The sequence below is a fragment of the Roseivirga ehrenbergii genome (assembly GCF_001593005.1).
Lineage (GTDB): Bacteria > Bacteroidota > Bacteroidia > Cytophagales > Cyclobacteriaceae > Roseivirga > Roseivirga ehrenbergii.
The window spans coordinates 214,869-240,877 of sequence record NZ_LQZQ01000045.1 but is presented as its reverse complement, the minus strand read 5'-3'; the positions used below and the strand labels follow the sequence as shown (position 1 = coordinate 240,877).

The window sequence follows — 26,009 nt, the reverse complement described above, 5'->3', positions numbered from 1 at the left end:
AGCTTATTCAACGATTACCCAAACATTTGTCCAGTTATAAGGCGCCTTTAGTAAGAGCTTGGTAGTTCCTACAGGAAAAACAAAATCAGTTTTAAACTGACCATTTTTCACGTCTGCCTTGCCTAAAAGTGAGTACTCATCCTTTCCTCCTTTGGCAAAGTTGTTTGTGGAAGATTGGTAGATTTCTACACTGCCAGATGCATCAGCTACCTCCCAAGAAACGATAAGCTCGTTTCCTTCTTTTTTAGCTTTAGCATTCATTATTGAAATATCACCGATGAAGGGAATTCCATCCATTTCTTCCTTGATTTGCTCAGGGGCTTCAATACCTAAAAACCTTAGAGCACTAGCCGCGACATCTACTACTGGTGGGTTATTTTCGAACCTTTTGTTCAGGTTGTTTTGATTGGTAACAATCCAGGTAGTACGCTCTCTTTCTGATTGACCACCGTGACCTTTACCATTGGATTCAGTTCTACCATGGTCGGTAGTAATTACAATCATCCAATCTTCATTGTATTCTCTCTCGCGTTGCTGAATAGCTGCCCAAATTCTACCCACTTGGTTATCCATACCTTTTACGGCTTCAATCATTTGTGGACTGTCGCCATACATATGCCCCATATCATCGGTAAACTCTAAATACACCCATGACAAATTTGGTGCATCAGTAAGCACATAGTCGGCTGTTCCTTTCGAAACATTTTCGTCAATATTAAACATGAAGCTACGGTCGGCTGTATGTGGAAAAGCCACTGTATCTAACTCAAAACCGTCAAAAGAGTAATCGAACATGAAATTCCCAGCCTCTGCTTTTCCTTCTCCTACTAACTTTGTTCTATTATCTTCCCAACTTGAAAATATAGCCGTGGTCATTTCAGGGTTAACCGCCTTAACGGTACGAAAGATATTCCAGTAGTTATAGTTCGGGTTTCTAACACTGTTGCCCCAAACATTGTGTTTGTTCCCCCAAACCCCAGTAATCATATTCATATAACCTGGAGCCGAAATGGTTGGCGTTTGTGTGTATTCATCCTTTCCTCCACCTTGATACGCATGAGTATAGCCACCTTGTGCAGCAATTTGATCTAAAATTGGAGTATCTACACTTTCAAGTACGTCAGTAGGAACACCATCCACTAAGATGATCATCACCTTTTTTTCAGGTGCAGTTCCACATGCTGCCATTACAATGGCTAAAAAAAGTATACTTATTGATTTCAACATGATGTTAGTTTTGTCGGGTTAGTTGAGTGGTTGGGTTTAAGTTAGTGGAAAAGAAGAAAATACCAGAAGAGGCTAAGGGCCTCATCCGGTATTTCAACATTTGCAACCTAATCTAATTCCATCCGAAAATCTGTGTCAAATTTGGGTTTAATGCTACTTGAGCAGCTGGTACAGGGCGATAATAGAACTTCGGATCGTCAAATGTTCCTCTTTCAATTACCGTTAAAATATGTCCGCTGTTACCGTCTGATAAAAACACCCCTACGTTTTCACCAAAACTTCCAACTCTGTAATAAGCAAAAGGAACATCTAAAGCATTTCGCTCTTTGGTATCAGGAATTGATGCTGAAGCATCTAATAGAATAATGTCTTCAATTCCATCACCCGTAACATCGTGCCTACCTAAACCACTGAAATACAAACCTTTTGGCTCTTCCTCTAATAACTTACCCGCTTTCCAACGCATTAAATCATCGAACCTATACCCTTCTAAGGCCAATTCAACTCTTCTTTCTCGTCTTATTTCAAGTAAAACTGGATCTGACACCGTAGGGTATTTTGCCTGCAACACTGGGTCAACAGTAACGCCCATGGTTAAAGCTGGCATTCCCGCTCTATCGCGCAACAGGTTAATCGACTCATTTAGTACAGCTTGATTCATTTCATTTAGTTCAGCCTTAGCTTCAGCATAAATCAAAAGCGTTTCGGCAAACCTCAATACCGGAAAGTCCAAGTTATTAATAGTGGCCTGATCTGTTACATTCACAAAACCTTTCAGCTGATGATAGCCCGAGAAATTCTTTGCCAATTGCTGAACATACATTCCCGCACCTTGGCTGTAAGTTCTTGAGTTTACCAACACAAAGCCTGGATAAGCGTAAGTTTGAGACAGTCTAGGGTCTCTATTTTGAAACTCTTGAACAAAACTAAATTCATCGTAGTTGGCTTGGTTCGAATAATAAGAACCATCTGCCATTAGGTAAGACTGCAATAAATCTTTCGCTGGGCTGGTTTCATAGTTACCAAATACGGTTTCGGACCAACCACTATTTTTCACTTGGTCTAGGCTATATACTCCTAAAATGACTTCAGGATTTGACTCTAAATCAGTGCTATTGAACAAGCTGCTGTAGTCAGTTGCGCTATTGCCTGTATTCTTAATACTGAAAGGCCCATTATCCATGATGTCTTTGGCAATATCTCTCGCTAACTTCAAATACTTATCAGCCGAGGCAGTAAGATTTAATTCACTATGATACTTTCTAAAAGTACCTTCGTGTAGCGCGTTTCTTGCCATAAAGGCTTTTGCCACCCATCTGTTTACTGCGCCATCAGGCTGATTCTCGAAAATGTTCTCAATGGCAAATTGATAATCTTCAAAAACTTTATCTACCACCATTTCACGCGAATCTCTCGACTTGTTCAAGGCTTCAGTATCACCCGTTTCGATTACATAATCGTAATAAGGCACATCCGAATACCTTTTCACTTTGTCATAGTAAAACTGAGCTCTAAAGAATCTTCCCAAGCCTTCAAAATGATTCAGCTTTTCTTGAGAGATGTTCGCTTTGTCAAAGTTTTCTAAAAACAAATTGATTGACCTTAGCGTACCCCAATTCCAACCCGATGTAATGGTAGAGGAAGATGCAGTACTAACCATCATGGTTTTGATTTCAGTATTTCCCGTAGTGGCAGCATTGTCTGTTCCACCATCGGCATAATAAATCCCCGAACCCGGGAAATTGTAAAGGCTATTGACGTAAATATTAAGGTCTTCTTCTGTGTTAAAGAAGTTCTCTACGCCAATCGAGGTTTCTGGCACTACATCTAAGAAGTTGTCGTTACAGGCTGTAACCAAACCAATTAAGAAGAGTGCAATCAGTATTTTAAAATTTTTCATTTTGAATTCGTTTAAAAATCAGATGATTACAAAGTGATGTTGATTCCCAATACATACCTTCTTTGGAAAGGGTAAGTGTAACCTTTACCTACTCCTCTTCCTCCGCTTACAGCAGGGTTATATTGAATAGCATTGTTTACTGCTTCTGGATCGAAGAAGTCTTTTAATGCCGACCACTCGAAAAGGTTTTCGCCACTGGCATAAATCCTTACACTTGAAAGGCCTGTTTTAGACATTAATGCGACTGGTAAAGTATATCCGATGGTTAAGTTTTTGAGCCTTAAATAAGCTGCGCTCAACAAATAATCTGTTTGAGGAATGGCCAAACCTTGCGCTTGATCAATTCTTTCTCCCAAATTCCTATCGGCCAACCAAGATTGTAAGTGAGGATATTTAGCATCCAAATTTTGGTCCGCTAAACCTGCATCTAAATACGATTGTGAATGTCTGTCTCTATCGGCACCAGTTTCTGATTCAGCTCGGTAGAAATCGTTCAAATGCGGATAACCACCTGCATAAGGCTGCTGATAAAATCCCCAATACAAGTAATCTAAAGGATAATAGTCTCTCTTCCCTACGCCTTGGAAAAGAACGCTTAAATCGAATCCATTCCAATCGGCAGAAAGGTTTATTCCATAACGGTACCTTGGTGATTGATTACCAATGATTGATAGATCATGGGTGTCGTCTAAAGTATATCCTTTTGTAATCTTATTGTCTCCATTTAAGTCTTTGTACTTTGGCCATCCCTCAACAATTGAAATAGCACCCCAAGGCACAATCGAGTTCTGATCTAGTGCGTTGATTTCTTCGGCAGATCTGAAGAAACCATCGTTTTGAAGTCCCCAAATTTGGCCTAACTCCATTCCTTCATAAAACTGAGTTATGCTTCCTGTTGGGTTATCGAATTTAGTGATATAAGAACGGCTGTCAGATAAGTTGAAACCCGCTTTAAAGTTTAATGGCTTGCCAGCAAGAGCCACTTCGTTTTGGTAACCTAAAGAGAATTCCCAACCATTAGTTTTCAAATCAGCAGCGTTTTCTTTTGGCTCCGTTGCACCCAAAACATCTGGCAATTCTCTACCCAAAGTCAACATCCCTTTGGTATCTCTCCTGTAAATATCGAATGATGCAGACACTCTATTTTCAAGAAAGCCTAAGTCTACACCAAAGTTTTTGGTTACTACCTCTTCCCAAGAAAAGTTATTTGATACCAATTGAGGTGAAGAAATTTCTAGCGGCAACTTTCCGTCAATCAGGTAATTACCTTGGTATGCGCTCATGGTTGAAATGTATTCATAAGGGCCAATAGCTTGGTTACCCAAAGACCCGATAGAACCTCTGAGTTTAAACTGGCTTACCCAGTCTCTCATTCCAGCCATAAAGTTTTCTTCATCTACTCTCCAAGCCAATGAAGCCGAAGGGAAAAATCCATAACGATTATCAGAAGGGAATTTAGAAGCGCCATCATATCGGCCATTCAATTCAAAAATATATCTGTCATTATAGATATAGTTCAATCGGTAAAAAACACCTCTAACTGCCCATTCAGACACGCTTTCACCTACAAACTGATCGCCTGTTGCCAGTGCTATGGTAGGTAGCGAAGCAGAAATAACATTGTTTCGCTGCGCGCTAAACGAGTTCCAGCGGTTGTGCTCTTGGTTAAAACCTAAAGTTCCGCTTAATGCATGATCACCAAATTGTTGTTTGTAGCTTAAATAGCTATTCAACACATAGTAGTTTTCTACTGAGCTTGATCGGTAAGCTGAATTATTGCCCTGTTCTCTAATATCACTTGGGCCATAACCAATGTTATATTTTGTTTGATACCAGTTTCTATCTTGCCTGCCTCTTCTAAAGGTGAAGTCAGTGTTAAAAGTCAGGATATCCTTTAACAATGTTGCTTGTACGCCAAACTGCGACTGAACACTAGTAAACTCTGTAATGTCTTCTCCACCATCCGTTAGTTGAGCAGAAATTATTCCGGCTTCAGAATTGGCCCAACTTCCGTCAGGGTTAATATTCCATGATGTAGGAGCTATATTATAAATTGACGTAATATCGAAATACGAAGGTTCTTTTCTTTCCGTAGTAGTCAAATAGGTGTTGTTGCTAATGGTCAGCCAATCGTTGGCTTTATATGAAACCTTGCTTCTGACTGTGTATCGATCAAAGTAATCATCGGCAATGGCCAAAACCCCGTCTTGATGACTGTATGAACCTGAAAGCAAATAATTAACACGATCGTCACCTCCACTAATAGAAAGCTGATGGTTACTTGATGTAGTTTGATCTTTCATAAAATGACGAGACCAATCTTGACCACCCATATATTCCCAAGCGGCTTCGTTAGTTGGATTTTTTCTTACCCCTGGTAATGAAGGATCGTTAGAGCGATCTCTGGCCCAGGCATAATACTGATCACTGAAGTTGATATTGTCCCAAGGTGTATTGTCGGTTGAAGTTTCTAACAACCTTGAGTAGATATAAGGGTCAGTAATTTTGTTGGGTATAACTGTGGCTTCATTCATTGACGTATAACCAGAGTAGCTGATTCTCATTTTATCAGCTCCATTCTTTGTAGTAATGATTACTACACCAAATGCTGCCCTTGCACCATAAATGGCTGCCGAAGAAGCATCTTTGATTACTGAAATGCTTTCAATGTCTTGAGGTGCAATGCGGTTTAACTCCACGGCATCAGAAGGTACACCGTCAATCAAAATCAATGGATTTCCACCATTGATTGAAGTCACACCTCTAATATTAATATTAGGAGTAGAACCCGGAGCACCAGAATTGCTATCGATATTTAGGTTAGGAATAACCCCTTGAAGCCCCTCAGTCACGCTACTGATTGGCCTTTTCGCTAATTGCTGTGCATCTACTTGGTCTACAGCACCAGAAAGGTTCACCTTCTTTTCTACACCATAGCCTACTACCACAAACTCTTGAAGTTCTTTAATGTCTTCTTGGAGGGTAATATCAATTGTAGATTGATTATTTGCGGTTACTTCTTGAGAAATAAAACCTACGAATGAGAATACAATTACAGATTCTTGGCTTTTTACTTTGATGCTGTACTTTCCGTCAGCACCAGTAACCATTCCATTTGTAGTTCCTTTTTCAAAAACTGTAACACCAAAAATAGGCTGTCCTTCAGTATCTGAGACCAGACCTCTAACATTTAATTCTTGGGCAAAGCCCAGCGCAGACACACATAAACACATCAACATGAGGCAAGTTCTGCGAAGCTGCCTATGTTGGGTTGAAATCGTGGATGTTAATCCTTTCATAAGTTTTGTTTTAGTTTTAGAGCAGATTTTAGATTGTCAAATGTAGGCGCGGCATGTTACCCCATCATTAACCGCGATTTAATTTTAATTGAATAGTCGTTCAATTTATTTTCCACATATTTGAGTCTCAGAATCACACACAAATTCAATGGGAAGAAAGAACATTAAAGACCTCAGGAGACAAGAAATAGTAAAAGCATTCTATAAAACCGCCAAGGCAGAAGGGCTTCAAAATGCCTCTATTGCTAAGATTGCAGAAGCCATGGATGTTAACCCTAGCTTAATCTTGCATAACTTTAAGAACAAAGACGAGCTAGTGCTTGCCCTTATAGATTATATTCTAAGTCGCTACCAAAAAATCTATACTATTAGAAAAGAAGGTTCTGCAATTGATCACTTAAGGGAAGTACTCAACAACCTTTTCTCCAGAAAATGGAATGCTCTGATTAGCGATGATGTCTATTACAGTTGTTACAGCTTGATTTTTAGAAACAATGTGATTCGCTCTAAATACAAAGACCTCCATGACTCTCTGCGAGTTTGGTTAGAATCTCATTTGGTGGAATGTATAGAAGAGGGGTCACTGAAACTAGAAAATCCAAAACGAACCGCAAATTTGATTTATACCATCTTAGAAGGCGCCTACTATTATTTATGCATGGAAAAAAATGCTGCTAAAAAAGATGAAATCATGGGTCAGTATAAACAGCATGCTTACGATATTCTCAAATTAGAAGCCTAGCACCAAACGTGTAACCTTCTCTTTGTTGCTTGTTCCAAAACTTTTAATCAAATTCACTTCAAGGATCAAAAACACAACAATGAAAAATTTTAACTGGGAGTCGTTCACACAGAAAATAGCTGTAAAATCAAGTATTTCAGAATTATACGATGCTTGGACGATTTCGGAGAAAATAGAAAAGTGGTTTTTAAGTGAGGCTACTTTTTACAATTCAACTGGCGAAGCGTTAGCGGCTGACCAGCAAGTAACTCAAGCCGGCTCTTACAAATGGCAGTGGTTTTTATATGACGATATAGAAAAAGGGAGAATCACCCAAGCCAACGGTACTGATTTTTTACAATTCACTTTCGCGGGTGAATGCCTAGTAGATATTCATCTCACCCAAGTTGAAGGTGCTGTAATGGTTGAGCTTACCCAAAAAAATATCCCAACGGATGATAACTCAAAACAAGGAATAAGGTTGGGCTGTGCTTCTGGTTGGGCTTTCTTTCTATTGAATCTAAAGTCAGTATATGAGGGTGGAATAGACCTAAGAAACAAAAACGAGTCGCTTAAAGGAATGCTCAATAACTAGCTCATCAGAATAGAACTACTAATAATGGATATTAACATTCATGAAGTCGGAGAGTTTCAAATAGCAGAAGTAACCTCCGAAGGCTTTGTTATTAATGATAAAGAAGAAGGCTTAGACCTTCTTGGCAATTTGTACTATCACGGTTTTGATCATGTAATTCTTTACAAGACCAACATCACGCCTAATTTCTTCGATCTTAAAACTGGGATTGCTGGCGAAATACTTCAGAAATTCTCCAACTACAGGGTTAAGCTGGCCATAATCGGAGATTTTGCAACACACCAGAGTAAGAGCCTTCAGAATTTCATTTTTGAAAGTAATAAATTAGGGCACATCAACTTCTCTGAATCACTAGAAGAAGCCATAAGAAAGTTCTCTAATAAATAAGGAGGGGCTTTTCATTAACTTATTATGGAGATTACCATTTCAGAAAAACTTATATGAACCATTTATCCTTTGATTCCATTCTCAACACATTGGAGTGAATAGCATGTACATACTATTTTATAAGTTTAGTTAACTTGAAGCGCAAAGAATTCAGCAATGGAGGAAAAAAGTAAGAAAAAGAAAGGCGTAACCAAACGAGATATCATTGAGCTATCCATTGTTGTGGTGGTTTTTCTGGTGATCTACTTGACGGGTTCTCAGGCCGAAGTTTTCGGGAAAGTGCAGCAGGCAGTATTAGTGACAGGCGTTGCCAATGCCACTGCTTTAGATGCCGATGAAGTGGTTGATGCCGATTACAATTTCCGTTTGGTAAATGAGGAAGGCAACAAAATAGACGTTCGCGATTTAAAAGGGAAAACCCTTTTCATTAACATTTGGGCTACTTGGTGCCCGCCTTGTGTTGCTGAAATGCCTAACATCAATTCCCTCTACAATAAAATTGAAAACAAAGACGACATCGTGTTTTTGATGATTTCGCACGATGATGAAATGCGAACTGCCCAATCTTGGGTTAAGCGCAAAGGATTCGATTTTCCTGTATTCAAATTGGCATCTCCTCTACCCGATGTTTTTGAAACCGAAGTTGTTCCATCTACTTTTGTAGTTTCTCCTGAAGGTAAAATTGTAGTAAGTAAAACAGGAATGGCCAATTACGACACCAAACGTTTCAAGAAATATTTGCTAAAGCTGGCTGAGAAATAAAGGGATGTTCGTTAAGTTTATGTGCCAATAAGGCAATTATTAAATTCAAGCCAAATCGATTATCGATTGGTTTCTATTTTGTAAATAAACATTGACGATCCTTCATGAGATTTCTACAACTTTCCATCCTATCACTGAGCCTAAGTATTATTTCATGCACTCCTTCTAAAAAAGACAAGTATTCTTTGGCCAACCCTGAATTGATCAGCTACAAGGTGGAGCAAACTATGCCGCATGACTCTACTGCCTATACGCAAGGTTTACTGGTTCATAAAGGAAAAATATACGAGAGTACTGGCAGAGAAGGTTCGTGGGTCGGAATTGTAGATCCTTCAACTGGAAAACCAGACAAAAAGGTAATACTAGACGACAAATTCTTCGGAGAAGGCATTACCATTCTGAATAATAAAATCTACCAACTTACATGGCAGCAAAAAGTAGGCTTTGTTTACGATTTAGAAACCTTTGAACAGTTAAGAGAATTCAAATACAATAATGAAGGTTGGGGATTAACCCATGATGGAAAAAATCTGATTATGTCAGACGGGTCGAACTCACTTTCGTTTTTAGACACTGCCAGTTTAGCTCCGATAAAAAAGCTGAATGTAACTTATAAGGGTGTAGCTGTAAGTAGCCTAAACGAGCTTGAGTACGTTGATGGCTTTATTTGGGCAAACATTTACTTAAAAGACCAAATTGCTAAGATTGATGCCAACACAGGCGAAGTGCAAGGCTTCTTAGACCTCTCGGACTTGACCTATCGTACCAGATTGCTTAACCCAGATGCTGATGTTTTAAATGGAATTGCTTGGCATGAATCAACTAAGTCTTTACTCGTAACTGGTAAACTTTGGCCACTGATTTATGTATTGAAGCTTACGGCCAACCCAGAAAATTAAACTCACAATTTGAACCATTGGCCAGCTTTACTACCACTTTAGCTCAATTTCATTATGAACATTGGAGCTACCATTTGCCTGTAAGCCCAGAGATTACGGCTCAGTTTACCAATGGCAATAACAGACGAGTAAAGTGCCTGATCAATAACAAAATCACTATTCATACAGCTTTGATGCCCATTGATGAGGGAAGTTATATTCTCGTCAACCAAAAAATAAGAACCGAACTGAATATAAATGAAGGCGATAAGGTGGAAGTAACGCTTGAAAAGGACAATTCAGAATATGGAATGCCAATGCCTGAAACCTTTAGCGTTTTGCTAGATCAAGATGAGGTTGGCTCTAAATTCTTCCATTCTCTTACTCCTGGTAAGCAACGTAGCCTCATTTACATTGTGGGGAAAGTAAAAAACATAGACAGCCAATTGAACAAAGGGTTGGCTATTCTAGATCACCTTACTGAGGTTCAGGGCAAATTAGATTTCAAGGCTTTGAATGTGAAGATTAAGGAATACAATCAGCGTGATAAAATGCGTTAAAATTGAGTACAAAATCAAGAAGGTTATCCCGTCCGGATAACCTTCTCTACTAACACAAAGGGTCACTTATGTGAATACTCAACCAAAAACTGATTACTGTTTTCCGTCAATAGCTACCTCTCTCAGTAACGTTCCGTCCATTCCAAAGTGAACAGCTACTTTACCAGTCTCTTTTTTCACGATGAACTCGATGTACTCTTCGCTCTCTGGAGCTGGTGTTTCAACTTTGTAGATTTTCTCTACGTTTTCATCTTTGTATTCTGCTTCTTCCCATCCTTTTTTCACTTCTTCAGGAAGATTTTTCATCAGAATTTCTGTTTTCTTCTCTTGCTGAACAAGCACCGTAGCAGCTTCTCCTACGTTTGTGAATGCAACAGATGTGAAACTTAAAGTGGCTATAGCCAGTAAACTTAAAATTGCCTTTTTCATAACTTTATAATTTTTGTTGAATTAATTGTTTTACCCTTCTTATTGAAAAAGACATGCCATAAGGAAAATAAAAGAACAACCAACTGAATAACAGTTATTTACACAAAAACATAAGTTTGAATTAGTGATGAAGCAGACCTCGAAGTGTTGGACAATCCAACAGTATGAAGGAAATTCTAAAATGCCTAAATCTAGTTAAATAGGTTTGCCCGTATATGTATCGTTGGCCTAATCACCCAACCAAAAAGGACTCCCCTATTCACCTGAGAAGTTGGCTTTAACTTTGATTTGATTGTTTAAACCAAAAATGGGACTGCCTTATCCGACAGTCCCATTTTACTTAAGTTTATATTGTTCTTCTTTAATTCGGATCTTTTATTTCAATCTCCATAATATCTACTGCACTTACCTGAAAGTATCCGAACGCCCCATTCGAAAGGTTTGTTCTTGGGTTTGCAGGTGGCGGAGTAAACATTCCCCCATCATTGTTGAGCAAGTTCGATAAATCATTATAGTAAATAAATGCCTCTCTGGTAATGCTATACATTTCCACTTTAGCATATTGACCTAATTTATAATAACCAGCTGTGGGAACACCACTAATGGATTCCCCCAAAAAATCATCGTCCGCAAAATAAATATCTCCCTCAAAATCCCTGAGTGTTAAACCATTCTTATAGAATTTAAAAAGGTAATGGTCCACCCTATCCTGAGGTTCTTTTGCATAAAACAATACCTCATAAAACTCACCCTCTTCGTCAGGATCTTCCATTTCCTCTTCATCAATAATAACGGTCAGTGAATCGATCTCTGTTACGGGCAGCATGGTTTCTGAAGCGGTATAATCCACACCATCAACAGTCACTTTTAAGCGGTATGTTGTCCAAATATTCCCGGCATAAGGCGTTTGCGGATAATAATAACCTTTCTTCGATGGGTCATTGTTTGGGTTATGTAGATAAACCACTTCATTATCTGCATCATCTGTAACGGTAACTACTGCATCTGTAATGGCAGGATTTGGATCAAGAGAATAAAAACCTCTTGTATAGCTAAGCTTAATAAAGTTGAGTTCAGAATTATTCGTTAATACCCCATCAATCACCACCTTAGGTTCAGAGGTAATGGTATCGATATCGATGGTTTCTTCGCAGGAAACAAAGAAAACAGTCAAAGAAAATAGTATGTATTTATATAGATTTTTCATCTTAATATGCCTCGATTAAAATTTGATATTATAAGTAACTGAAGGTAGAATTGGGAACAGGTAAATCATTCTCGCTTCCTTTTCATTCCCATCGCCAATGATGTTTCCATCTTTATCTTGCTTAACTCGGGTGTATAGCGAGAATGGGTTTTTACGGCTGTAAGCATTGTATAATGAAAATACCCAAGAGGTCTTCCACTTCTTATTGGCATTCGATTTTGGCGTTAGCGTAGCACTCAAATCAAGTCTATGGAATGCAGGCAAATTGTATCCGTTTCTTTCGGTAATTACATCGGCAGAATATCCGTCTCCCCATTCGTAAGTTCCTGAAGGAATAGTCGTTGGCCTTCCAGTTCCATAAGTAAAACCGGCACCAAACGACCATTTATCGCTGTAATCATAGGTAGCAAGCATGTTCAGACTGTGTCGTCTATCGTAATTGGCTAAAAAGGTGTTTCCCAAATTTACACCATCTATCGTACGCTCTGTTTTAGACAAGGTATAGGCAATAAAACCAGTAAGGGCTCCCTCCTTTTTTTGTAAGAAGAATTCCATACCATAAGCCTCAGCATCGCCTTGGCGGTACTCTGTACTTAAATCTGTATTAAAGAAAACCTGCGCGTTATCCGCAAAATCAGTTACGTTGTCCATTGTTTTGTAATAGGCCTCTACAGAGAACTCATACATATTATCATTTAAATTTTTGAAGTAACCCAAAGCCACCTGATCGGCAATTTGAGGTTTAAGGTAATAGCTACTTGGCGCCCACGTATTAAAAGGCAAGGGCACCGTACCGCTTGAAATCAGATGCGTATTCTGAACCATTCGGTTATAGCTCATCTTCATAGAACTAGATTCATTGAGCATATAGCGCATTGAAAAACGAGGTTCGAAATTGAAATAGGTTTTGATAGGCTCGAAACTTTTAAAAGAAAGCGTATCGGTGCGTGTTGGGTCAATATTGTCTTTCGGGTTTTCATATAAATACACATCACCTTTACCTATGCTCTGAAAAGCGGATAATCTAGCACCATAGTTCATGGTCAGTTTGGAAGATAGTTCGTGTTGGGCTCCCAAGTAGAATGCATGATCCAGAGCGTATTCATGCTGCAATTCCGTTGCTTTGAAAATAGACTCATCGCTTGAAGGTGTGATTTTCCCTGGAGCGAAACGCTTATAAGTTACGTGATAGCCAAAATCTAATTCGAATTGTGGACTGGCGAAATAATTAAAATCATTTTTGAAGCTATATTCTTGTAGGTTTGAATCCCAACGAATTCCCTGAACTGGATCTTCAATCCCTAAACCGTAATCGAAGCTTGAAGCAATCAGCGAAGTATTAGAAAATAGTTTGTCGCTAAAAAGGTGGTTCCAGCGAAAGGTGGCTGTTTTATTTCCCCAATCAAATCCAAAATCTTCACCAAAAGAAAAATCATCTCGCCCTGAGTAGACAGACAAAAAGAAGCGGTTCTTATTATTCGCTCTCCAATTCACCTTGGCGTTAACATCATAAAAATAGACCAAGTTATCATTGTTGGCAGCTCGTAAAAACAGATCCACATAAGACCTACGAGCGGAAAATATGTAGGAGCTTTCGTCTTTCTTAATTGGCCCTTCCACCGAAATACTACTGGCCAAAAGGCCAATTCCCGCTTCGCCTTCAAATTCCTTGTTGTTTCCATCACGGGTTCTTACATCCAAGATAGAAGACAGCCTTCCGCCAAAACGAGATGGAATTCCACCTTTGTAAAGCTCTGAATCCTTGATGATATCGGCATTGAACACCGAAAAAAGCCCGAATAAATGCGAAGGATCATACACAGGGGCTTCATCAATTAAAATCAAGTTCTGATCTGCGCTTCCGCCACGAACAAAGAAACTGGAAGTACCTTCTCCTGCAGAAATCACCCCTGGAAGCATCTGAATGGTTTTAATGATATCTGGCTCACCAAAAAGTGCGGGTAACTTCTTTACCTGTTTAATGTCCAAATCATTCCTACTCATTTGGATGCTAGACACATTTGCAATTGGGCTCTCCCCTGTTACAACTACCTCTTCCAATTCTGTTAATTCTTCTGGAAGGGCAATATTCAATTCAATATCTTTGTCCAGAGTAATCTTCTTTTCAATGGTTTTGTAACCAATAAAACTGTACTTAACCGTGTAGTTTCCTGGGGCAAGGGTAATGGAATAGAAACCGTAATTATTGGAAACTACTCCATTCGCTATCTCGACTATTAAAACCGTGACTCCGAGCAGCTCCTCACCATTGGAAGCATCTCGTACATATCCGTTCAAGGTGACCTTTTCTTGAGCAGATGCTAGAACAGTACACAATACGACACATGTCGTAAGTAAAAATTTGCGCATAATTAAATTAGAGTTTTGACCTGTTGTTTGTTTAAAAAAATTAGACCTAAAATGGACTAACCACTTTAATGACGATTGAAATGATAAATACACTTAGACCTCATTAAAAAATAATCTTTAAGCTTAGTCGAAATAATGACTAAAAAGTTGCAGGCTACATTTGCTAATTAGACATTAAGCCTTAAAAAGGCTCTTAAAACGCTATTAAAGGGCATAAAAAAAGAGCTTAGATAAACACTAAGCTCTTTCAAGTTATATCGATTTAATTTTTATTTTAATGTGATTACACCGCATCCAATTCTTGGACCAGCAGCACCAGCAGGCTGAGAAGTAAAGTCATCTGGACCAGCATGAACTATCACCGCGTGGTTCAAAATATTGGTGCTTTCGTCACCGCCAATAGTCCAACCTTCTACATCCATAGAAAGAGAACCATTTCCATCTTCTCTAACGGTAAGGTTTCCAATATCACCTTGGTGAAAATCACCACCCTCGGCTCTATTTCCATGATCTACGCCCATAGGATTCCAATGGCCTCCGGCCGAAGTTCCATCAGGAGCAGAACAATCACCAATAGCATGAATGTGTACGGCATGGTCGCCCGGTTCAATATTCATCAAATTCACGTCAATATTGATCTTTCCGTTGGCCAATTCTTTGAATATAACCGTACCCTTTAATTGACTATCACTTTTACTTTCCAAGTCTACAATCACGCTTTCCAACGATTCTTCAGCCGTTTCCGTAGGCGAATCTAATTTTTCTTCAGATTTTTCTTTACTCTGAGAACATCCAAAAGTCAGGGCTGCCACAGCACAAATTAGTAGCATTCCGTTGATCTGTTTTTTCATCATATCCATTTCGTTTAATTCAAGTATAAAGGTTCAAATTATATAACAGAACTACAATGAGAAGTGTTTGAATTAAGTTCTTAAAAAGAGGTTTTGCGCTAGTTTCTACACGAACGGTAAAACTATTTTGCTTTCTGAAAAAGAAGCAAATCATCCTGTATGATTGCTTTCACAACTACCTAGATTTATGATTTGCTACAGTTGGATGACATCAAAACATTTCCTTTTTAAGGTCTTACAGGAACTACGCTTATAATTTTTGCATTACCACAAGGCACTTTACTATATTTGCAAGCTTAAATTAAGACAATGCGCCTCAGACAATTAGCCCGTAAACTCCAAGTCCAGCCCAAGCAGTTGATCAGTATTTTATCAAAAAACGGACATGAGATTGAAAACGACCCTAATTTTAAACTGACCGAAGAACAGGAAAATCTTATTCTTTCAATCGTTCCAATGCCCAAACCTTCTATAGAATCAAACACTGTAGCAAGTCCAAAAGCAGAAGTTGAAGTAGTTGAGGCCGTTGAAGAACCCTTGGAGGTAACTGAGGATATAGAAACTCCCACTGAAGAAGTTATTACACCAGATACCGTTGAAGAAGCGCCAAAAGCAGTAGAACAAAAAGAACCAACTGAAACACCTAAAGTATATAGTTTAGAAAAGGAAGCGCAAGAAAAACACAAAGATGCTGAATTGATAAAGGCACCTAAGCTAAAACTAGAGGGCTTAAAAGTTTTGGGTAAAATTGAATTACCTGAACCTAAAGTAAAAGAAAAGGCCAAAACAGAAGAGGTAGAAGAAACTACTGACAAGCAAACCCAGCGCAAACCTAGACAAAACAGAAATACCCCTACCCACGACCGAAAAAGACAAAATCAGCGCAGCAGACCCAACTCAGTTGAATTAGAAAGAAGAAAGGCTGAACAAGAAGCCAAGCGTAAAAAATTGGCTGAAGAAAAGCGTATTAAAGCGCTAAAAGAAAAGCACTACAAAGAAAAAGTGCAGGCCAAACTAAAAGCCACCGCACCGAAGAAAAAGAAGTCAAAGCCAGCAACTGCCCAAGCTACAGAGCAACCTAAAAAAGTCGTCAAAGCACCTGTTAAAAAGCAAGAACCTAAAAAAGGGCTACGCAGATTATGGGCGTGGCTCAATGGCGAATTGGATAAGTATTAGACTTATTCAAATCCCTTAATTACTTCTTGGTTTCAGAAACCCTTCTGCCCCTATTACACAGTAGGTTACTCCAATTAAATTAAAACGATTAGATTGAATGATCAATTTAATGATGGAGTGCGGTATCGTATTCACCCTCATTAGAAACCACAAAAGATCTATGAAAAAACTACTTTATTTCACGCTGGCCTTATTTACCCTTGTTTCCTGCGGTAAGGAAAAAGAGGCAGAAGCCAATAAATTCGATTTCGATGGAATCGATGAAAGCATCAAACCGGGAGACAATTTTTTCCTCCACGTAAACAAAACTTGGTACGATAACGCTGTAATCGCAGACGACCAATCAGGTGTTGGTTCTTATAGCTTCTTAAATATTCCTCAGAAGGTACTTTTAGAAAACATTCTAGTAGAAGTTTCTAGCGGAACTCATGAAAAAGGCAGCGCTGATCAAATGGTGGGCGACTTTTATAATTCAGGAATGAATACCGCGCTCATCAACGAACGTGGTTTTGAACCCATTCAACCTTTGTTAGATCAAATCAACGTCATCAATTCTGTTCCAGCAATGATGCAATTTGTGGCCAATGAGTTCAAATCAGGAAATGGTTCATTGATCAGTATGGGGGTTTCTCCAGACGATCAAAACAGCAGCGTAAACATGTTGCACTTTGGTCAAACTGGCCTTGGCTTGCCCGACCGTGATTATTATTTTAAAACAGACGAATCTACCCTTGAAATCCAAGAGGCATATCAGGCCTATTTGACCAAGCTTTTTGAATTAACAGGAAATGATAATGCAGCTCAAAGTACTGCAACTGCTTATGGCATCGAAAAGCAATTGGCAGAAGCGCATAAAACGCGCATAGAGCGAAGAAATGTGAAAGCTAATTATAATAAAATCGCAGTAGCAGACCTTAATATAAATCAACCCAATGTAGGTTGGTCCAAATTGCTAAATTATTTTGGTGCAGAAGCCGATTCTGTCGATATCGCTCAACCTGCTTATTATGCGAAACTCAACACCATGCTTCCTTCCATTCCTTTAGCCGATTGGAAGACCTATTTAAAAGCAAAAGTATTGACTAATTATGCGGACATCTTAAGCGAACCTTTTGAAACGGCAGCTTTCGAATATTCAAAAATCATTTCTGGGCAAGCGGTGAAACAATCACGCGCTCAAATCATGGTAAACAAGGTTGATAGACAGCTTGGTTTTGCGCTAGGCCAATTATACGTAGAAAGATATTTTAATGAAGAAGCCAAAAGTCGGGTATTAGATTTGGTCAACAACCTTCAAAAAGCTTTTGAAACTAGAATTGATCAACTCGACTGGATGAGTGATACCACTAAGGTTAAGGCGAAAGAGAAATTATACACAATTACCAAGAAAATTGGCTATCCAGATGTTTGGAGAGACTACGGGAATGTAAACATTGAAAAAGACAAGTACTTTGAAAACGTAGTGGCACTTAGACAAAACGACTATCAATACGGTTTAGATAAACTGAATAAAGCTCCCAACAAAGATGAATGGGGTACAACGCCATCAACTGTAACCGCTTACTACAACCCTCCCCTCAATGAGATTGTGTTCCCGGCAGGCATTTTACAATTCCCTTACTTTGATTTGCAAGCCGATGATGCCATTAATTATGGTGGAATTGGAATGGTGATTGGCCACGAATTGACCCATGCTTTTGACGATCAAGGTGCTCAATTTGACAAAGATGGAAATGTGAAAAACTGGTGGACTGACGAAGATTACGAGAAGTTTCAGGCCAAAACTCAATTGATCATTGACCGATACAGTTCTTATACTGTGTTGGACAGTTTGCATTTAAAAGGTGCATTATCCGTTGGAGAAAACACGGCAGATAATGGTGGGATTTCAATTGCTTACGATGCCTTTAAACTAACCAAGCAAGGCCAAGACACATTAAAGATTGGCGGATATACACCCGACCAACGTTTCTTTATGTCCATTGCGCGCATTTGGCGTGTAAAAACCCGAGACGAGTATTTACGCAACTATGTAAAAACCAATTCCCATTCTCCACCAATGTGGCGCGTAAACGGCCCCTTAATGAACTTCACTCCTTTTTACGAAGCATTTGACGTTCAGCCGGGAGATGCCAATTACAAACCTGTAGAGGAAAGAATCAAGATTTGGTGAAATACTTAATATACTCATTAGAAGAGCTGTGCGCTGTAAGTTCATGGCTCTTTTTAATCTAATTTTTCGCCCTGACATGGGTTTCTCTCTTATTTGCCACACAAACAAACCTACTTTTGATTTATTCTTTAACAGTATAAGAAATCATCCTTCTGAAAACCCTGCAAAGGGTAAATTGATGTTAATTAATATTTTCTACTACCTGGGAAAGGAAACTTGAACTCAACTTATTAACACACAATTAGTTCGTTTTGAAATAGATAACAGTGTATCAATCACAATACCAATAGATATGAAACTATCATTTTTATATAAAATGGCACACGCCAAAAACGTGTGCCATTAAGTTAAATTAATTTACATTGATGAACGGATCCCACATAAAATACCCAATGGTATTACCTGTGTGATTGTCAACCAATACAAACGAAAGTGTGTACTGGATCTTAAGACCGATTTTCAAAATTGTCCCTGTAACTGTACTTACTTGATTAACAAACTTTGTAGGTGTAGTTGAAGCAGGGTTCCCCGTCCCTAAATACGCGTAAGCTTCACCAGAAGCATAGCTTAAGGGTGTGTTTATAGCATTTGCTGGATTAAACGATGCTGCATACAAAAATGGAGTTTGATCAAAGTTATTGTCAAACGTTGTTATGGCCCATTCTACGCTATCACCTCCATCTGCACTGATCTGCAATTCAGAGTCTCCCTGAGTACCATTACTCACCATACTGTTAGGTGCTATCATAGATACATACACATCTGATGAACCATAAGAACCTAAATTTGTTGGTGCATTTGCTGAGCCCGGCTTGATTGAACCATCTGCTACTTGCTGTGCGAGTTTAGCACCATCTACTGCGATTAAAACATTAATTGTTGACATACGATTTTTGTTTAATATGACTTTCCTACTTTTAAAATAGGCTTTCGGAAAACGCCTTTGTAATCAAAAACCAATCGTAGCTACTTAATCGAATAAGTTTGTCTTTAATTACATTACAAATATTCACATAGTATATCTTTTATAGATACTACTAAATAGGTATTATTAATAATAGGCATTACCTTTATTTAAAAGATATTCAATATTAATTTACCTTGTTTTTAATAAAAAATAGATTGACGATAATTAGAGAAGTGCGTCACTCTCTATTTGTACTCAAGCCATTTGCTACGAGATAAATCCGTTGAAGCTAAAACGCGTGTCAGCTGATGGTTATGTCCAGTTCTATTACTCGAGTTAATGAATAGCTTTTCGGTTGCTCATAACAAATACAGTTGGTTGTCATCGACAAACTAGCCGAAGACATGAACTATTCATCCATGTCTTTTTTATTTACTACCCTCGCTCACCCAGAACCTCGTTCCTTATTAGTCTATTAGAATTTCCCGGAACATATCTGGTGATTCTGTGTTGACAAAGCAGCTAGTTGACTAAATCAACACTTAAGGAACATGACATTGGGAAGATTGATAAGGTTGTCCTATTCAGACGGAACGATTAGTGCAAATATTCACTTTGATTAAAATTGAAAGACATGACAAACAAAAAACAAAACATATTAATAGCCGGAGCAAACGGCACCACAGGTAAAATTATTGTTGAATTACTCCAAACCTCAGACCGTTATAGACCTATCGCCATGGTTAGAAAAGAAGACCAAAAAGAAGCTTTTGAGAAACAGGGAGTGGCAGCAGTGTTGGCCGATCTGGAAAAAGATTTGAGCCATGCGGTAACTGGAGTTGATAAAGTAATTTTTGCTGCGGGTTCTAAAGGCAAAAAAGTAATTGCCGTAGACCAAGAAGGAGCCAAAAGCTTGACGGATGCTGCAAGAAAAGCAGGAGTTAACAAATATGTAATGCTAAGCTCCATGGGCGCAGATAATCCTTCGGTAAGCGATGATCTCGAAGATTACTTAAAAGCAAAACAAAATGCCGACAACCATCTACGCAATAGCGGTTTGGAGTATAGCATAGTACGGCCGGGGAGCCTTACGGATGATGAAGGCACAGGCAAAATTCAGCTTAAAGAAAAACTAGACACGCAGGGCAGTATTTCAAGGGCCGATGTAGCCCAAACCTTGGTGGAAGTATTGGAAGACGGTGTAATGCAAAACCAGACTTTCGAAATCATATCGGGTGAAACTCCTGTTGAAACAGCAGTGCGTTAATTTTAATAAAAACCATGAAGAAAAAAGATAATTACCCTAGGTCATTCTCACACATAGGAATTACCGTACCAGACATTCATAAAGCAGTTGAATTCTACTCAGAAGTAATGGGTTGGTATGTGATTATGGAGCCCTCAATTGTTAAAAAGGAAAAGGAAACTGCCATCGGACAAATGTGCATTGACGTATTTGGCGAGGATTGGGAAACATTTGAAATTGCACATTTAGCAACCTCAGATGGAATTGGAGTAGAACTGTTCTCTTTCCCACACGGAATTAAAGAAGCCCCAGAATTCAACCCTTTCAATACTGGCCTTTTTCATTTCTGTGTGCAAGACCCAAATATTGAGGAGCTTATCGATAAGATTTTAGCCCACGGTGGAAAGCAGAGAATGCCCATCAGAGAGTATTATCCAAAGGACAAGCCTTTCAAAATGTGTTATGTAGAAGATCCTTTCGGGATTGTGTTTGAAATCTATACGCACAGTTATGAATTGACTTATTCTTCTGGCGCATATTCGGAATAAAACCACCCTTGATGGCACGGTATGGTCATCAATAAGTGATAATTAGGTTTACTCTTTAATGTATGACCCTAGATTTCTGACTAAGAATCTGTTTAAACTCACCAGGAGTGATTAATTCATATTCTTTGAACTTCTTAGCGAAGTAACTCGGATTATTGAAACCCGACAGGTAAGCTATTTCAGAAATCTGGTGGTTCGTGCTTTTTATAAGCTTCTTAGAAAGCTTAATCCGTTCGCAGGTAATATAATCTATGGGCGATATGCCCAAGGTGTTTTTGAAAATCTTAAAAAAATGAGACTTGCTCATACAGGCTTTGTCTACCAATTTATCAATAGAGATGTTCTCTGTAAGGTGCGCCTTGATGTAACCAATCGCATAGGCAATTCGATGATCGCTCAAGAAGTTTTCAGTACTTTCTAGTAAAGAGTTTCTGGCTTTAGACTGTAATAACCTTATGATCAACTCCTTAATAATGCCATCAATAAAGATATCTTTCGAAGTATGATCTTCGGTAAACGTAAACACCAACCTGTCTACCAACTGTTGAATTCCCTTGTGGTTATCTAAATGAAATGAATTTTCTGCCAAATCCCAATTACCGTTCTCCTGCAAATCAATAATTGTCATTTCGTTAAAAGAGTCTACTACCTCATTTATTTTACTCGGATCAATTGTGAGTGCCAAACATTGGGTAGGTGTTTTCCTTGTGGCTTCAGGAAAATCGATCAGCATCGTTTTACCACTAGGAATCACGACAGATTCGCCTGGAAAAAAATCGAAGGACGTCATGTCTTCGAGGTGCATTACCTTTTTACCCGTAAGCATGCTGGCCAAAACGGGGTAATCAAATGTTAAACTAACCTTTTCAGCTGCTTGGTGGGTTTCAAAAATATTCAGTTCCGAATAGGCCGAGTTATATACCGTATAGTTCTCAACCAGTGTGGCTAATTTTCTTTCCCGCTTATGCTTTTGGAGTAGTCTTTCCATAGTTTAAGGTAGAATCAGATTTTCATTTCATTTTCTAAGATTATCGTCTTATCAGATTTTATAGTTTTAAACGAGCTTGGGTTTTAAACAGTGTTTAAATCTAAAGAAAAACAATATGAGTTACAGTAAACCAAAATTTAAGGAAAAATATGGGAATTTCATCAATGGCAAGTTCGTTGCCCCTGTCGATGGCGAATATTTCGACAACACCTCCCCTGTCGACAACTCACTAATAGCAAAGTACCCGCGGTCTAAGCAAGCCGATGTAGAAAATGCAGTAGCCGCTGCCAATGCCGCCAAAGAAGCTTGGGGCAATACCTCAGCAGCCACTAGAGCCGCACTACTCAATAAAGTGGCCGATATTATTGAAGCCAATCTTGAAGAATTTGCCTTGGTAGAAACTTGCGATAACGGTAAGCCTATCAGAGAAACTCTAAATGCCGATGTACCATTATCTGTAGATCACTGGCGATATTTTGCGGCAGTAATTAGAGCAGAAGAAGGTTCGGCTACGGAGTTAGACGAAAATACGCTTTCAATGAACATCAAAGAGCCACTGGGTGTGGTAGCGCAGATTATTCCTTGGAATTTCCCACTCTTAATGTTGTCTTGGAAACTTCCTCCTGCGTTGGCAGCTGGTAACTGCGTAGTTTTAAAACCTGCAGAACAAACGCCTTCTTCAGCCACTTTATTAATGGAAAAAATTGCTGAGGTATTTCCTCCAGGTGTGGTGAATGTAATTCACGGATTTGGCCCAGAAGCGGGTAAGCCATTGGCATCTAGCTCAGAAGTGGACAAAGTAGCTTTTACTGGCGAAACCACTACGGGACAGCTCATAATGCAGTATGCTTCTAAAAACCTCAACCCTGTAACAATGGAATTGGGTGGTAAGTCGCCTAATATTTTCTTCAACAGTGTAATGGATGAAGATGATGCATTCCTTGACAAAGCCATTGAAGGAGCCGTGTTATTCGCCTTCAATCAAGGTGAAGTTTGTACTTGCCCTTCAAGGTTATTGGTGCAAGAAGACATCTATGATAAATTCATGGAACGTGTAATCGCCAGAACCAAAGCGATCGTACAATCTAGTCCATACGATACCGCTTGCATGGTTGGCGCTCAGGCTTCTAATGATCAATTCGAGAAAATTTTATCATATATCAAAATTGGAAAAGAAGAAGGCGCCAAAGTATTGACTGGCGGTGAGGCTTGTAAATTGGATGGAGAGTTCGCTAATGGATTCTATGTACAACCTACTATTTTGGAAGGCCACAATAAAATGAGGGTATTCCAAGAGGAGATCTTTGGCCCTGTGGTTTGTGTAACCAAATTCAAAGATGAAGCCGAAGCATTGGAAATCGCAAACGATACGCTCTATGGTTTAGGTGCTGGTGTTTGGACAAGAGATGCGCATCAGCTGTATCAAATTCCAAGAGCCATTAAAGCAGGTAGAGTTTGGGTGAATTGTTACCATGCATACCCTGCGCATGCGCCATTTGGTGGATATAAAAAATCAGGTTTCGGTAGAGAGAACCATCTAATGATGATGAATTACTATCGTCAAACTAAGAACATGTTGATTTCTTACGACAAGAATAAATTAGGCTTCTTTTAGTAGTTCAACATTAAAATCAAAGGCAAGCCAAATTTGAGGCTTGCCTTTTTATTACCTAAAATTGAAAACTATGAAACCAGAAAGAGTAGCCATAACAGAAAAAGCCGCAGCACTTGTAAAGCAGCTTCAAGAGAAACACGGTGAACTTATTTTTCACCAAAGTGGTGGCTGTTGCGATGGTTCTGCCCCCATGATCTTCGAAAAGGGAGACATGTATTTAGATGATAGCGATGTGTTTCTCGGTCAAATAGCTGGTGTAGACTACTATATGAATAAAGACCAATTTGAGTATTGGAAGCACACTCACCTGACAGTTGATATTACAGAAGGCAGAGGCTCAAGTTTCTCTTTGGAAATCCCTTTGGGTTTCCGTTTCATCATTCAATCGAGGTTACTCAGCGATGAAGAAAATGCTGTATTGAATAATTCTTCGGCTGACGAATAACCATGACAGTTTGTTGGTGACAACACCAACAAAGGCGCTCCCCCTACTCCTTTAACAACTCCAGCACATTTGTGCGGTAAAGCTTGCCAATAGGCACAGAGTGGCCTGCTACCTGAATTCTGTTGCCTTCAACACTAAGAATATGTGTTTTAGCGACAACAAAGGATTTATGCACTTGGATAAAATCAGAGGAAGCCAATCGCACTAATAAATCTGAGATCTTCTCCCTGACCAATAGGGTGTTATCTCTTAAAACAACCTTGGCATAATTGCCTGCGGCTTCAATATAGAGCACATCTGCTACCTTCACTTGAACATGCTTCTTATCGCTATACAGAAAGATATGTTCCGGTTGCGTATTTTCTGCTGGAGGAGTGATTGGAGGAACACTTGCTTTCACCTGAGTAGCTTTGTTCACTGCCTTTAAAAAGCGTTCAAAACCAAAAGGCTTCAAGAGGTAGTCAGCAATTTCTAACTCATAACCTTCGAGCGCATATTCCTTATAAGCAGTCGTAACAATCACTTTGGGTGGATTGGTTAGCGTTTTCAGGAAATCGAAGCCCTTCAATTTGGGCATATTCAAATCCAGAAAAATTAAGTCCACTGTGTTTTCCCTCATGCAGTCGAGGGCTTCTAAAGCATCATAGCAATGTTTGACCAGTGACATATTCGGCAGCATGTCACAATAGCCCTTGATAATTTCATGGGCCATGTGTTCATCGTCTATGATCAGGTATTTAATCATTTTCGCAATTGCAGTTGTGCCTTGAAAACGGAGTTTTCATTACTTAATATGAGCTCATGCTTTTTAACATAAGCCAATTCGAGTCTGCGTTTCAGGTTTTTCAAACCAATTCCGCTTTGCTCGGGAAGTTCGGCAGCATCAAAATTATTCTCTATTTCAAAATCCACCGCGCCCCTATTCGAATTTAATTGAATTTTGATAAAGGCATTCTCTCTTAGGTTTTCTACCCCATGTTTGAACGCATTCTCCAATAAAATAATGAAGATTAAGGGCATTACTTTGGTCTCTTCATCATCAATATCGGTATTCAATTCTATGTCAATGCTTTTATGATAACGCATTTTATGAAGTTCAATATAGTTCTTTAAATAAGCGACCTCCTCTTTGAGGGACACCAAACGCTTCTCTCCTTCATAAATACTGTAGCGCATCAAGTCGGATAGTTTTAGAATCAGCTGTTTCGACTTATCGATGTCTTTGTCCACCATGCCATAGAGGTTGTTTAACACGTTAAAAAAGAAGTGTGGATTTACCTGACTTTGCAAATGGAGTAACTCGTTTTTTGTGTTTTCATGCTTCAACTTCAATACAGATTTTATCTGCAGAATGATCCAAATGATTCCAGCCATGAGTAGAATTGCATAGTAGATGATCACGACAACGCTCAAAGCAGGTGGGTAATCACCCAGAAAAATCACAGACTCTTTCCCGCCTATTGTCAATTCATAGGCCGTGATTCCCAAAGGAATGGCCACCGTAATGAAGATTATAATTTTAGCTAAGAGCCAGTTATTCCGTTTCAGCATTGAAATCATTTTGAAAAATAAGCAGGTTAAAAGAAAACCGCGCTAAAATGTGATGAACATTCATTTTTCAGGGGCATACAACCAACGAAGCACAAATAACACCTATGTATCAACCACAGAACATTACATCCTCAAATCCACGACACTGATCACATAAATTTAAGTGTCACACAT

The 26,009-nt window shown here is 39.0% G+C and carries 23 protein-coding genes; 12 read left to right on the top strand and 11 right to left on the bottom strand.

All coding sequences use genetic code 11. The features are described 5' to 3' along the window. Positions 1-3: 3 nt before the first annotated feature. From MB14_RS11330 to MB14_RS11320, 3 genes are all read right to left on the bottom strand, one after another. Positions 4-1,227 (bottom strand): alkaline phosphatase family protein, encoded by a 1,224-nt coding sequence (locus MB14_RS11330; protein WP_062591660.1) that lies wholly within the window; start codon positions 1,225-1,227, stop codon positions 4-6. A 112-nt stretch (positions 1,228-1,339) separates the two neighbouring features. Further along, positions 1,340-3,127: a RagB/SusD family nutrient uptake outer membrane protein gene (locus tag MB14_RS11325; RefSeq protein ID WP_062591658.1), complete on the bottom strand. Its 1,788-nt coding sequence runs from the start codon at positions 3,125-3,127 to the stop codon at positions 1,340-1,342. A 26-nt stretch (positions 3,128-3,153) separates the two neighbouring features. Then, a complete protein-coding gene (locus tag MB14_RS11320) occupies positions 3,154-6,426 on the bottom strand; it encodes a SusC/RagA family TonB-linked outer membrane protein (protein WP_062591650.1) in 3,273 nt (1,090 codons plus the stop codon). 148 nt (positions 6,427-6,574) lie between these two features. Between MB14_RS11320 and MB14_RS11315 the strand changes: the two genes are divergently transcribed. From MB14_RS11315 to MB14_RS11290, 6 genes are all read left to right on the top strand, one after another. Then, positions 6,575-7,168 carry a TetR family transcriptional regulator gene (locus tag MB14_RS11315; RefSeq protein WP_062591648.1) on the top strand — a complete coding sequence of 198 codons (594 nt, stop codon included), beginning with the start codon at positions 6,575-6,577 and terminating at the stop codon, positions 7,166-7,168. 79 nt (positions 7,169-7,247) lie between these two features. Next, on the top strand, positions 7,248-7,742 hold the full coding sequence (locus tag MB14_RS11310) for an SRPBCC family protein (protein WP_062591645.1): 495 nt from the start codon (positions 7,248-7,250) through the stop codon (positions 7,740-7,742). A gap of 24 nt (positions 7,743-7,766) precedes the next feature. Then, complete coding sequence (locus MB14_RS11305; protein WP_062591643.1) at positions 7,767-8,129, top strand: DUF4180 domain-containing protein; 363 nt, start codon at positions 7,767-7,769, stop codon at positions 8,127-8,129. A 156-nt stretch (positions 8,130-8,285) separates the two neighbouring features. Then, the gene (locus MB14_RS11300) at positions 8,286-8,891 is read left to right on the top strand and encodes a TlpA family protein disulfide reductase (protein ID WP_062591641.1); all 606 of its coding nucleotides are present in this window, start codon (positions 8,286-8,288) and stop codon (positions 8,889-8,891) included. 104 nt (positions 8,892-8,995) lie between these two features. Beyond that, positions 8,996-9,790 carry a glutaminyl-peptide cyclotransferase gene (locus MB14_RS11295; protein ID WP_062591639.1) on the top strand — a complete coding sequence of 265 codons (795 nt, stop codon included), beginning with the start codon at positions 8,996-8,998 and terminating at the stop codon, positions 9,788-9,790. After that, entirely contained in the window at positions 9,742-10,329 is a 588-nt protein-coding gene (locus MB14_RS11290) for a YdeI/OmpD-associated family protein (RefSeq protein WP_246032584.1), read from the top strand. Before MB14_RS11295 ends, MB14_RS11290 begins: the two co-directional genes overlap by 49 nt. 93 nt (positions 10,330-10,422) lie before the next feature. Here MB14_RS11290 and MB14_RS11285 read toward each other — a convergent pair whose 3' ends face one another. The 4 genes from MB14_RS11285 to MB14_RS11270 form a co-directional block, all read right to left on the bottom strand. After that, positions 10,423-10,758: a hypothetical protein gene (locus tag MB14_RS11285; RefSeq protein ID WP_062591635.1), complete on the bottom strand. Its 336-nt coding sequence runs from the start codon at positions 10,756-10,758 to the stop codon at positions 10,423-10,425. Between the two features lie 361 nt (positions 10,759-11,119). Continuing rightward, positions 11,120-11,965, bottom strand: a complete 846-nt coding sequence (locus MB14_RS11280) for a DUF4249 domain-containing protein (RefSeq protein WP_062591633.1) — start codon at positions 11,963-11,965, stop codon at positions 11,120-11,122. Positions 11,966-11,980: 15 nt separating this feature from the next. Continuing rightward, a complete protein-coding gene (locus tag MB14_RS11275; protein ID WP_062591632.1) occupies positions 11,981-14,335 on the bottom strand; it encodes a TonB-dependent receptor in 2,355 nt (784 codons plus the stop codon). Positions 14,336-14,604: 269 nt separating this feature from the next. After that, positions 14,605-15,189, bottom strand: a complete 585-nt coding sequence (locus tag MB14_RS11270; protein ID WP_084376085.1) for a superoxide dismutase family protein — start codon at positions 15,187-15,189, stop codon at positions 14,605-14,607. A gap of 306 nt (positions 15,190-15,495) precedes the next feature. On the opposite strand from MB14_RS11270, the gene MB14_RS11265 reads away from it, so the two are divergent. Beyond that, positions 15,496-16,362, top strand: coding sequence for a hypothetical protein (locus tag MB14_RS11265; protein WP_062591630.1), 867 nt, complete (start codon positions 15,496-15,498; stop codon positions 16,360-16,362). Positions 16,363-16,522: 160 nt separating this feature from the next. Further along, positions 16,523-18,535 carry a M13 family metallopeptidase gene (locus tag MB14_RS11260; RefSeq protein WP_062592723.1) on the top strand — a complete coding sequence of 671 codons (2,013 nt, stop codon included), beginning with the start codon at positions 16,523-16,525 and terminating at the stop codon, positions 18,533-18,535. A gap of 352 nt (positions 18,536-18,887) precedes the next feature. Here MB14_RS11260 and MB14_RS11255 read toward each other — a convergent pair whose 3' ends face one another. Next, complete coding sequence (locus MB14_RS11255; protein ID WP_062591629.1) at positions 18,888-19,421, bottom strand: AidA/PixA family protein; 534 nt, start codon at positions 19,419-19,421, stop codon at positions 18,888-18,890. Positions 19,422-20,076: 655 nt separating this feature from the next. Between MB14_RS11255 and MB14_RS11250 the strand changes: the two genes are divergently transcribed. Both MB14_RS11250 and MB14_RS11245 read left to right on the top strand, forming a co-directional pair. Beyond that, a complete protein-coding gene (locus tag MB14_RS11250; RefSeq protein WP_062591628.1) occupies positions 20,077-20,709 on the top strand; it encodes an SDR family oxidoreductase in 633 nt (210 codons plus the stop codon). 14 nt (positions 20,710-20,723) lie between these two features. After that, positions 20,724-21,236 carry a VOC family protein gene (locus MB14_RS11245; protein WP_062591627.1) on the top strand — a complete coding sequence of 171 codons (513 nt, stop codon included), beginning with the start codon at positions 20,724-20,726 and terminating at the stop codon, positions 21,234-21,236. 55 nt (positions 21,237-21,291) lie between these two features. Here MB14_RS11245 and MB14_RS11240 read toward each other — a convergent pair whose 3' ends face one another. Then, positions 21,292-22,224, bottom strand: coding sequence for an AraC family transcriptional regulator (locus MB14_RS11240; RefSeq protein WP_062591626.1), 933 nt, complete (start codon positions 22,222-22,224; stop codon positions 21,292-21,294). Positions 22,225-22,339: 115 nt separating this feature from the next. On the opposite strand from MB14_RS11240, the gene MB14_RS11235 reads away from it, so the two are divergent. Both MB14_RS11235 and MB14_RS11230 read left to right on the top strand, forming a co-directional pair. Further along, the gene (locus MB14_RS11235; RefSeq protein WP_062591625.1) at positions 22,340-23,839 is read left to right on the top strand and encodes an aldehyde dehydrogenase family protein; all 1,500 of its coding nucleotides are present in this window, start codon (positions 22,340-22,342) and stop codon (positions 23,837-23,839) included. 70 nt (positions 23,840-23,909) lie between these two features. Beyond that, complete coding sequence (locus tag MB14_RS11230; protein ID WP_062591624.1) at positions 23,910-24,284, top strand: DUF779 domain-containing protein; 375 nt, start codon at positions 23,910-23,912, stop codon at positions 24,282-24,284. 43 nt (positions 24,285-24,327) lie between these two features. Here MB14_RS11230 and MB14_RS11225 read toward each other — a convergent pair whose 3' ends face one another. Both MB14_RS11225 and MB14_RS11220 read right to left on the bottom strand, forming a co-directional pair. Continuing rightward, the gene (locus MB14_RS11225; RefSeq protein WP_062591623.1) at positions 24,328-25,029 is read right to left on the bottom strand and encodes a LytR/AlgR family response regulator transcription factor; all 702 of its coding nucleotides are present in this window, start codon (positions 25,027-25,029) and stop codon (positions 24,328-24,330) included. Continuing rightward, positions 25,026-25,835 carry a sensor histidine kinase gene (locus MB14_RS11220; RefSeq protein ID WP_221405485.1) on the bottom strand — a complete coding sequence of 270 codons (810 nt, stop codon included), beginning with the start codon at positions 25,833-25,835 and terminating at the stop codon, positions 25,026-25,028. The genes MB14_RS11225 and MB14_RS11220 overlap by 4 nt, the downstream gene beginning before the upstream one ends. Between the last annotated feature and the right edge of the window lie 174 nt (positions 25,836-26,009).

What these genes read in the sequence shown, in the direction of transcription:
- MB14_RS11225 (WP_062591623.1), bottom strand. Translation starts at nt 25,029, where the DNA reads ATGATTAAATACCTGATCATAGACGATGAACACATGGCCCATGAAATT.
- MB14_RS11275 (WP_062591632.1), bottom strand. Translation starts at nt 14,335, where the DNA reads ATGCGCAAATTTTTACTTACGACATGTGTCGTATTGTGTACTGTTCTA.
- MB14_RS11265 (WP_062591630.1), top strand. Translation starts at nt 15,496, where the DNA reads ATGCGCCTCAGACAATTAGCCCGTAAACTCCAAGTCCAGCCCAAGCAG.
- MB14_RS11325 (WP_062591658.1), bottom strand. Translation starts at nt 3,127, where the DNA reads ATGAAAAATTTTAAAATACTGATTGCACTCTTCTTAATTGGTTTGGTT.
- MB14_RS11285 (WP_062591635.1), bottom strand. Translation starts at nt 10,758, where the DNA reads ATGAAAAAGGCAATTTTAAGTTTACTGGCTATAGCCACTTTAAGTTTC.
- MB14_RS11220 (WP_221405485.1), bottom strand. Translation starts at nt 25,835, where the DNA reads ATGCTGAAACGGAATAACTGGCTCTTAGCTAAAATTATAATCTTCATT.
- MB14_RS11320 (WP_062591650.1), bottom strand. Translation starts at nt 6,426, where the DNA reads ATGAAAGGATTAACATCCACGATTTCAACCCAACATAGGCAGCTTCGC.
- MB14_RS11280 (WP_062591633.1), bottom strand. Translation starts at nt 11,965, where the DNA reads ATGAAAAATCTATATAAATACATACTATTTTCTTTGACTGTTTTCTTT.
- MB14_RS11235 (WP_062591625.1), top strand. Translation starts at nt 22,340, where the DNA reads ATGAGTTACAGTAAACCAAAATTTAAGGAAAAATATGGGAATTTCATC.
- MB14_RS11305 (WP_062591643.1), top strand. Translation starts at nt 7,767, where the DNA reads ATGGATATTAACATTCATGAAGTCGGAGAGTTTCAAATAGCAGAAGTA.
- MB14_RS11295 (WP_062591639.1), top strand. Translation starts at nt 8,996, where the DNA reads ATGAGATTTCTACAACTTTCCATCCTATCACTGAGCCTAAGTATTATT.
- MB14_RS11330 (WP_062591660.1), bottom strand. Translation starts at nt 1,227, where the DNA reads ATGTTGAAATCAATAAGTATACTTTTTTTAGCCATTGTAATGGCAGCA.
- MB14_RS11250 (WP_062591628.1), top strand. Translation starts at nt 20,077, where the DNA reads ATGACAAACAAAAAACAAAACATATTAATAGCCGGAGCAAACGGCACC.
- MB14_RS11315 (WP_062591648.1), top strand. Translation starts at nt 6,575, where the DNA reads ATGGGAAGAAAGAACATTAAAGACCTCAGGAGACAAGAAATAGTAAAA.
- MB14_RS11240 (WP_062591626.1), bottom strand. Translation starts at nt 22,224, where the DNA reads ATGGAAAGACTACTCCAAAAGCATAAGCGGGAAAGAAAATTAGCCACA.
- MB14_RS11230 (WP_062591624.1), top strand. Translation starts at nt 23,910, where the DNA reads ATGAAACCAGAAAGAGTAGCCATAACAGAAAAAGCCGCAGCACTTGTA.
- MB14_RS11255 (WP_062591629.1), bottom strand. Translation starts at nt 19,421, where the DNA reads ATGTCAACAATTAATGTTTTAATCGCAGTAGATGGTGCTAAACTCGCA.
- MB14_RS11245 (WP_062591627.1), top strand. Translation starts at nt 20,724, where the DNA reads ATGAAGAAAAAAGATAATTACCCTAGGTCATTCTCACACATAGGAATT.
- MB14_RS11300 (WP_062591641.1), top strand. Translation starts at nt 8,286, where the DNA reads ATGGAGGAAAAAAGTAAGAAAAAGAAAGGCGTAACCAAACGAGATATC.
- MB14_RS11310 (WP_062591645.1), top strand. Translation starts at nt 7,248, where the DNA reads ATGAAAAATTTTAACTGGGAGTCGTTCACACAGAAAATAGCTGTAAAA.
- MB14_RS11260 (WP_062592723.1), top strand. Translation starts at nt 16,523, where the DNA reads ATGAAAAAACTACTTTATTTCACGCTGGCCTTATTTACCCTTGTTTCC.
- MB14_RS11270 (WP_084376085.1), bottom strand. Translation starts at nt 15,189, where the DNA reads ATGATGAAAAAACAGATCAACGGAATGCTACTAATTTGTGCTGTGGCA.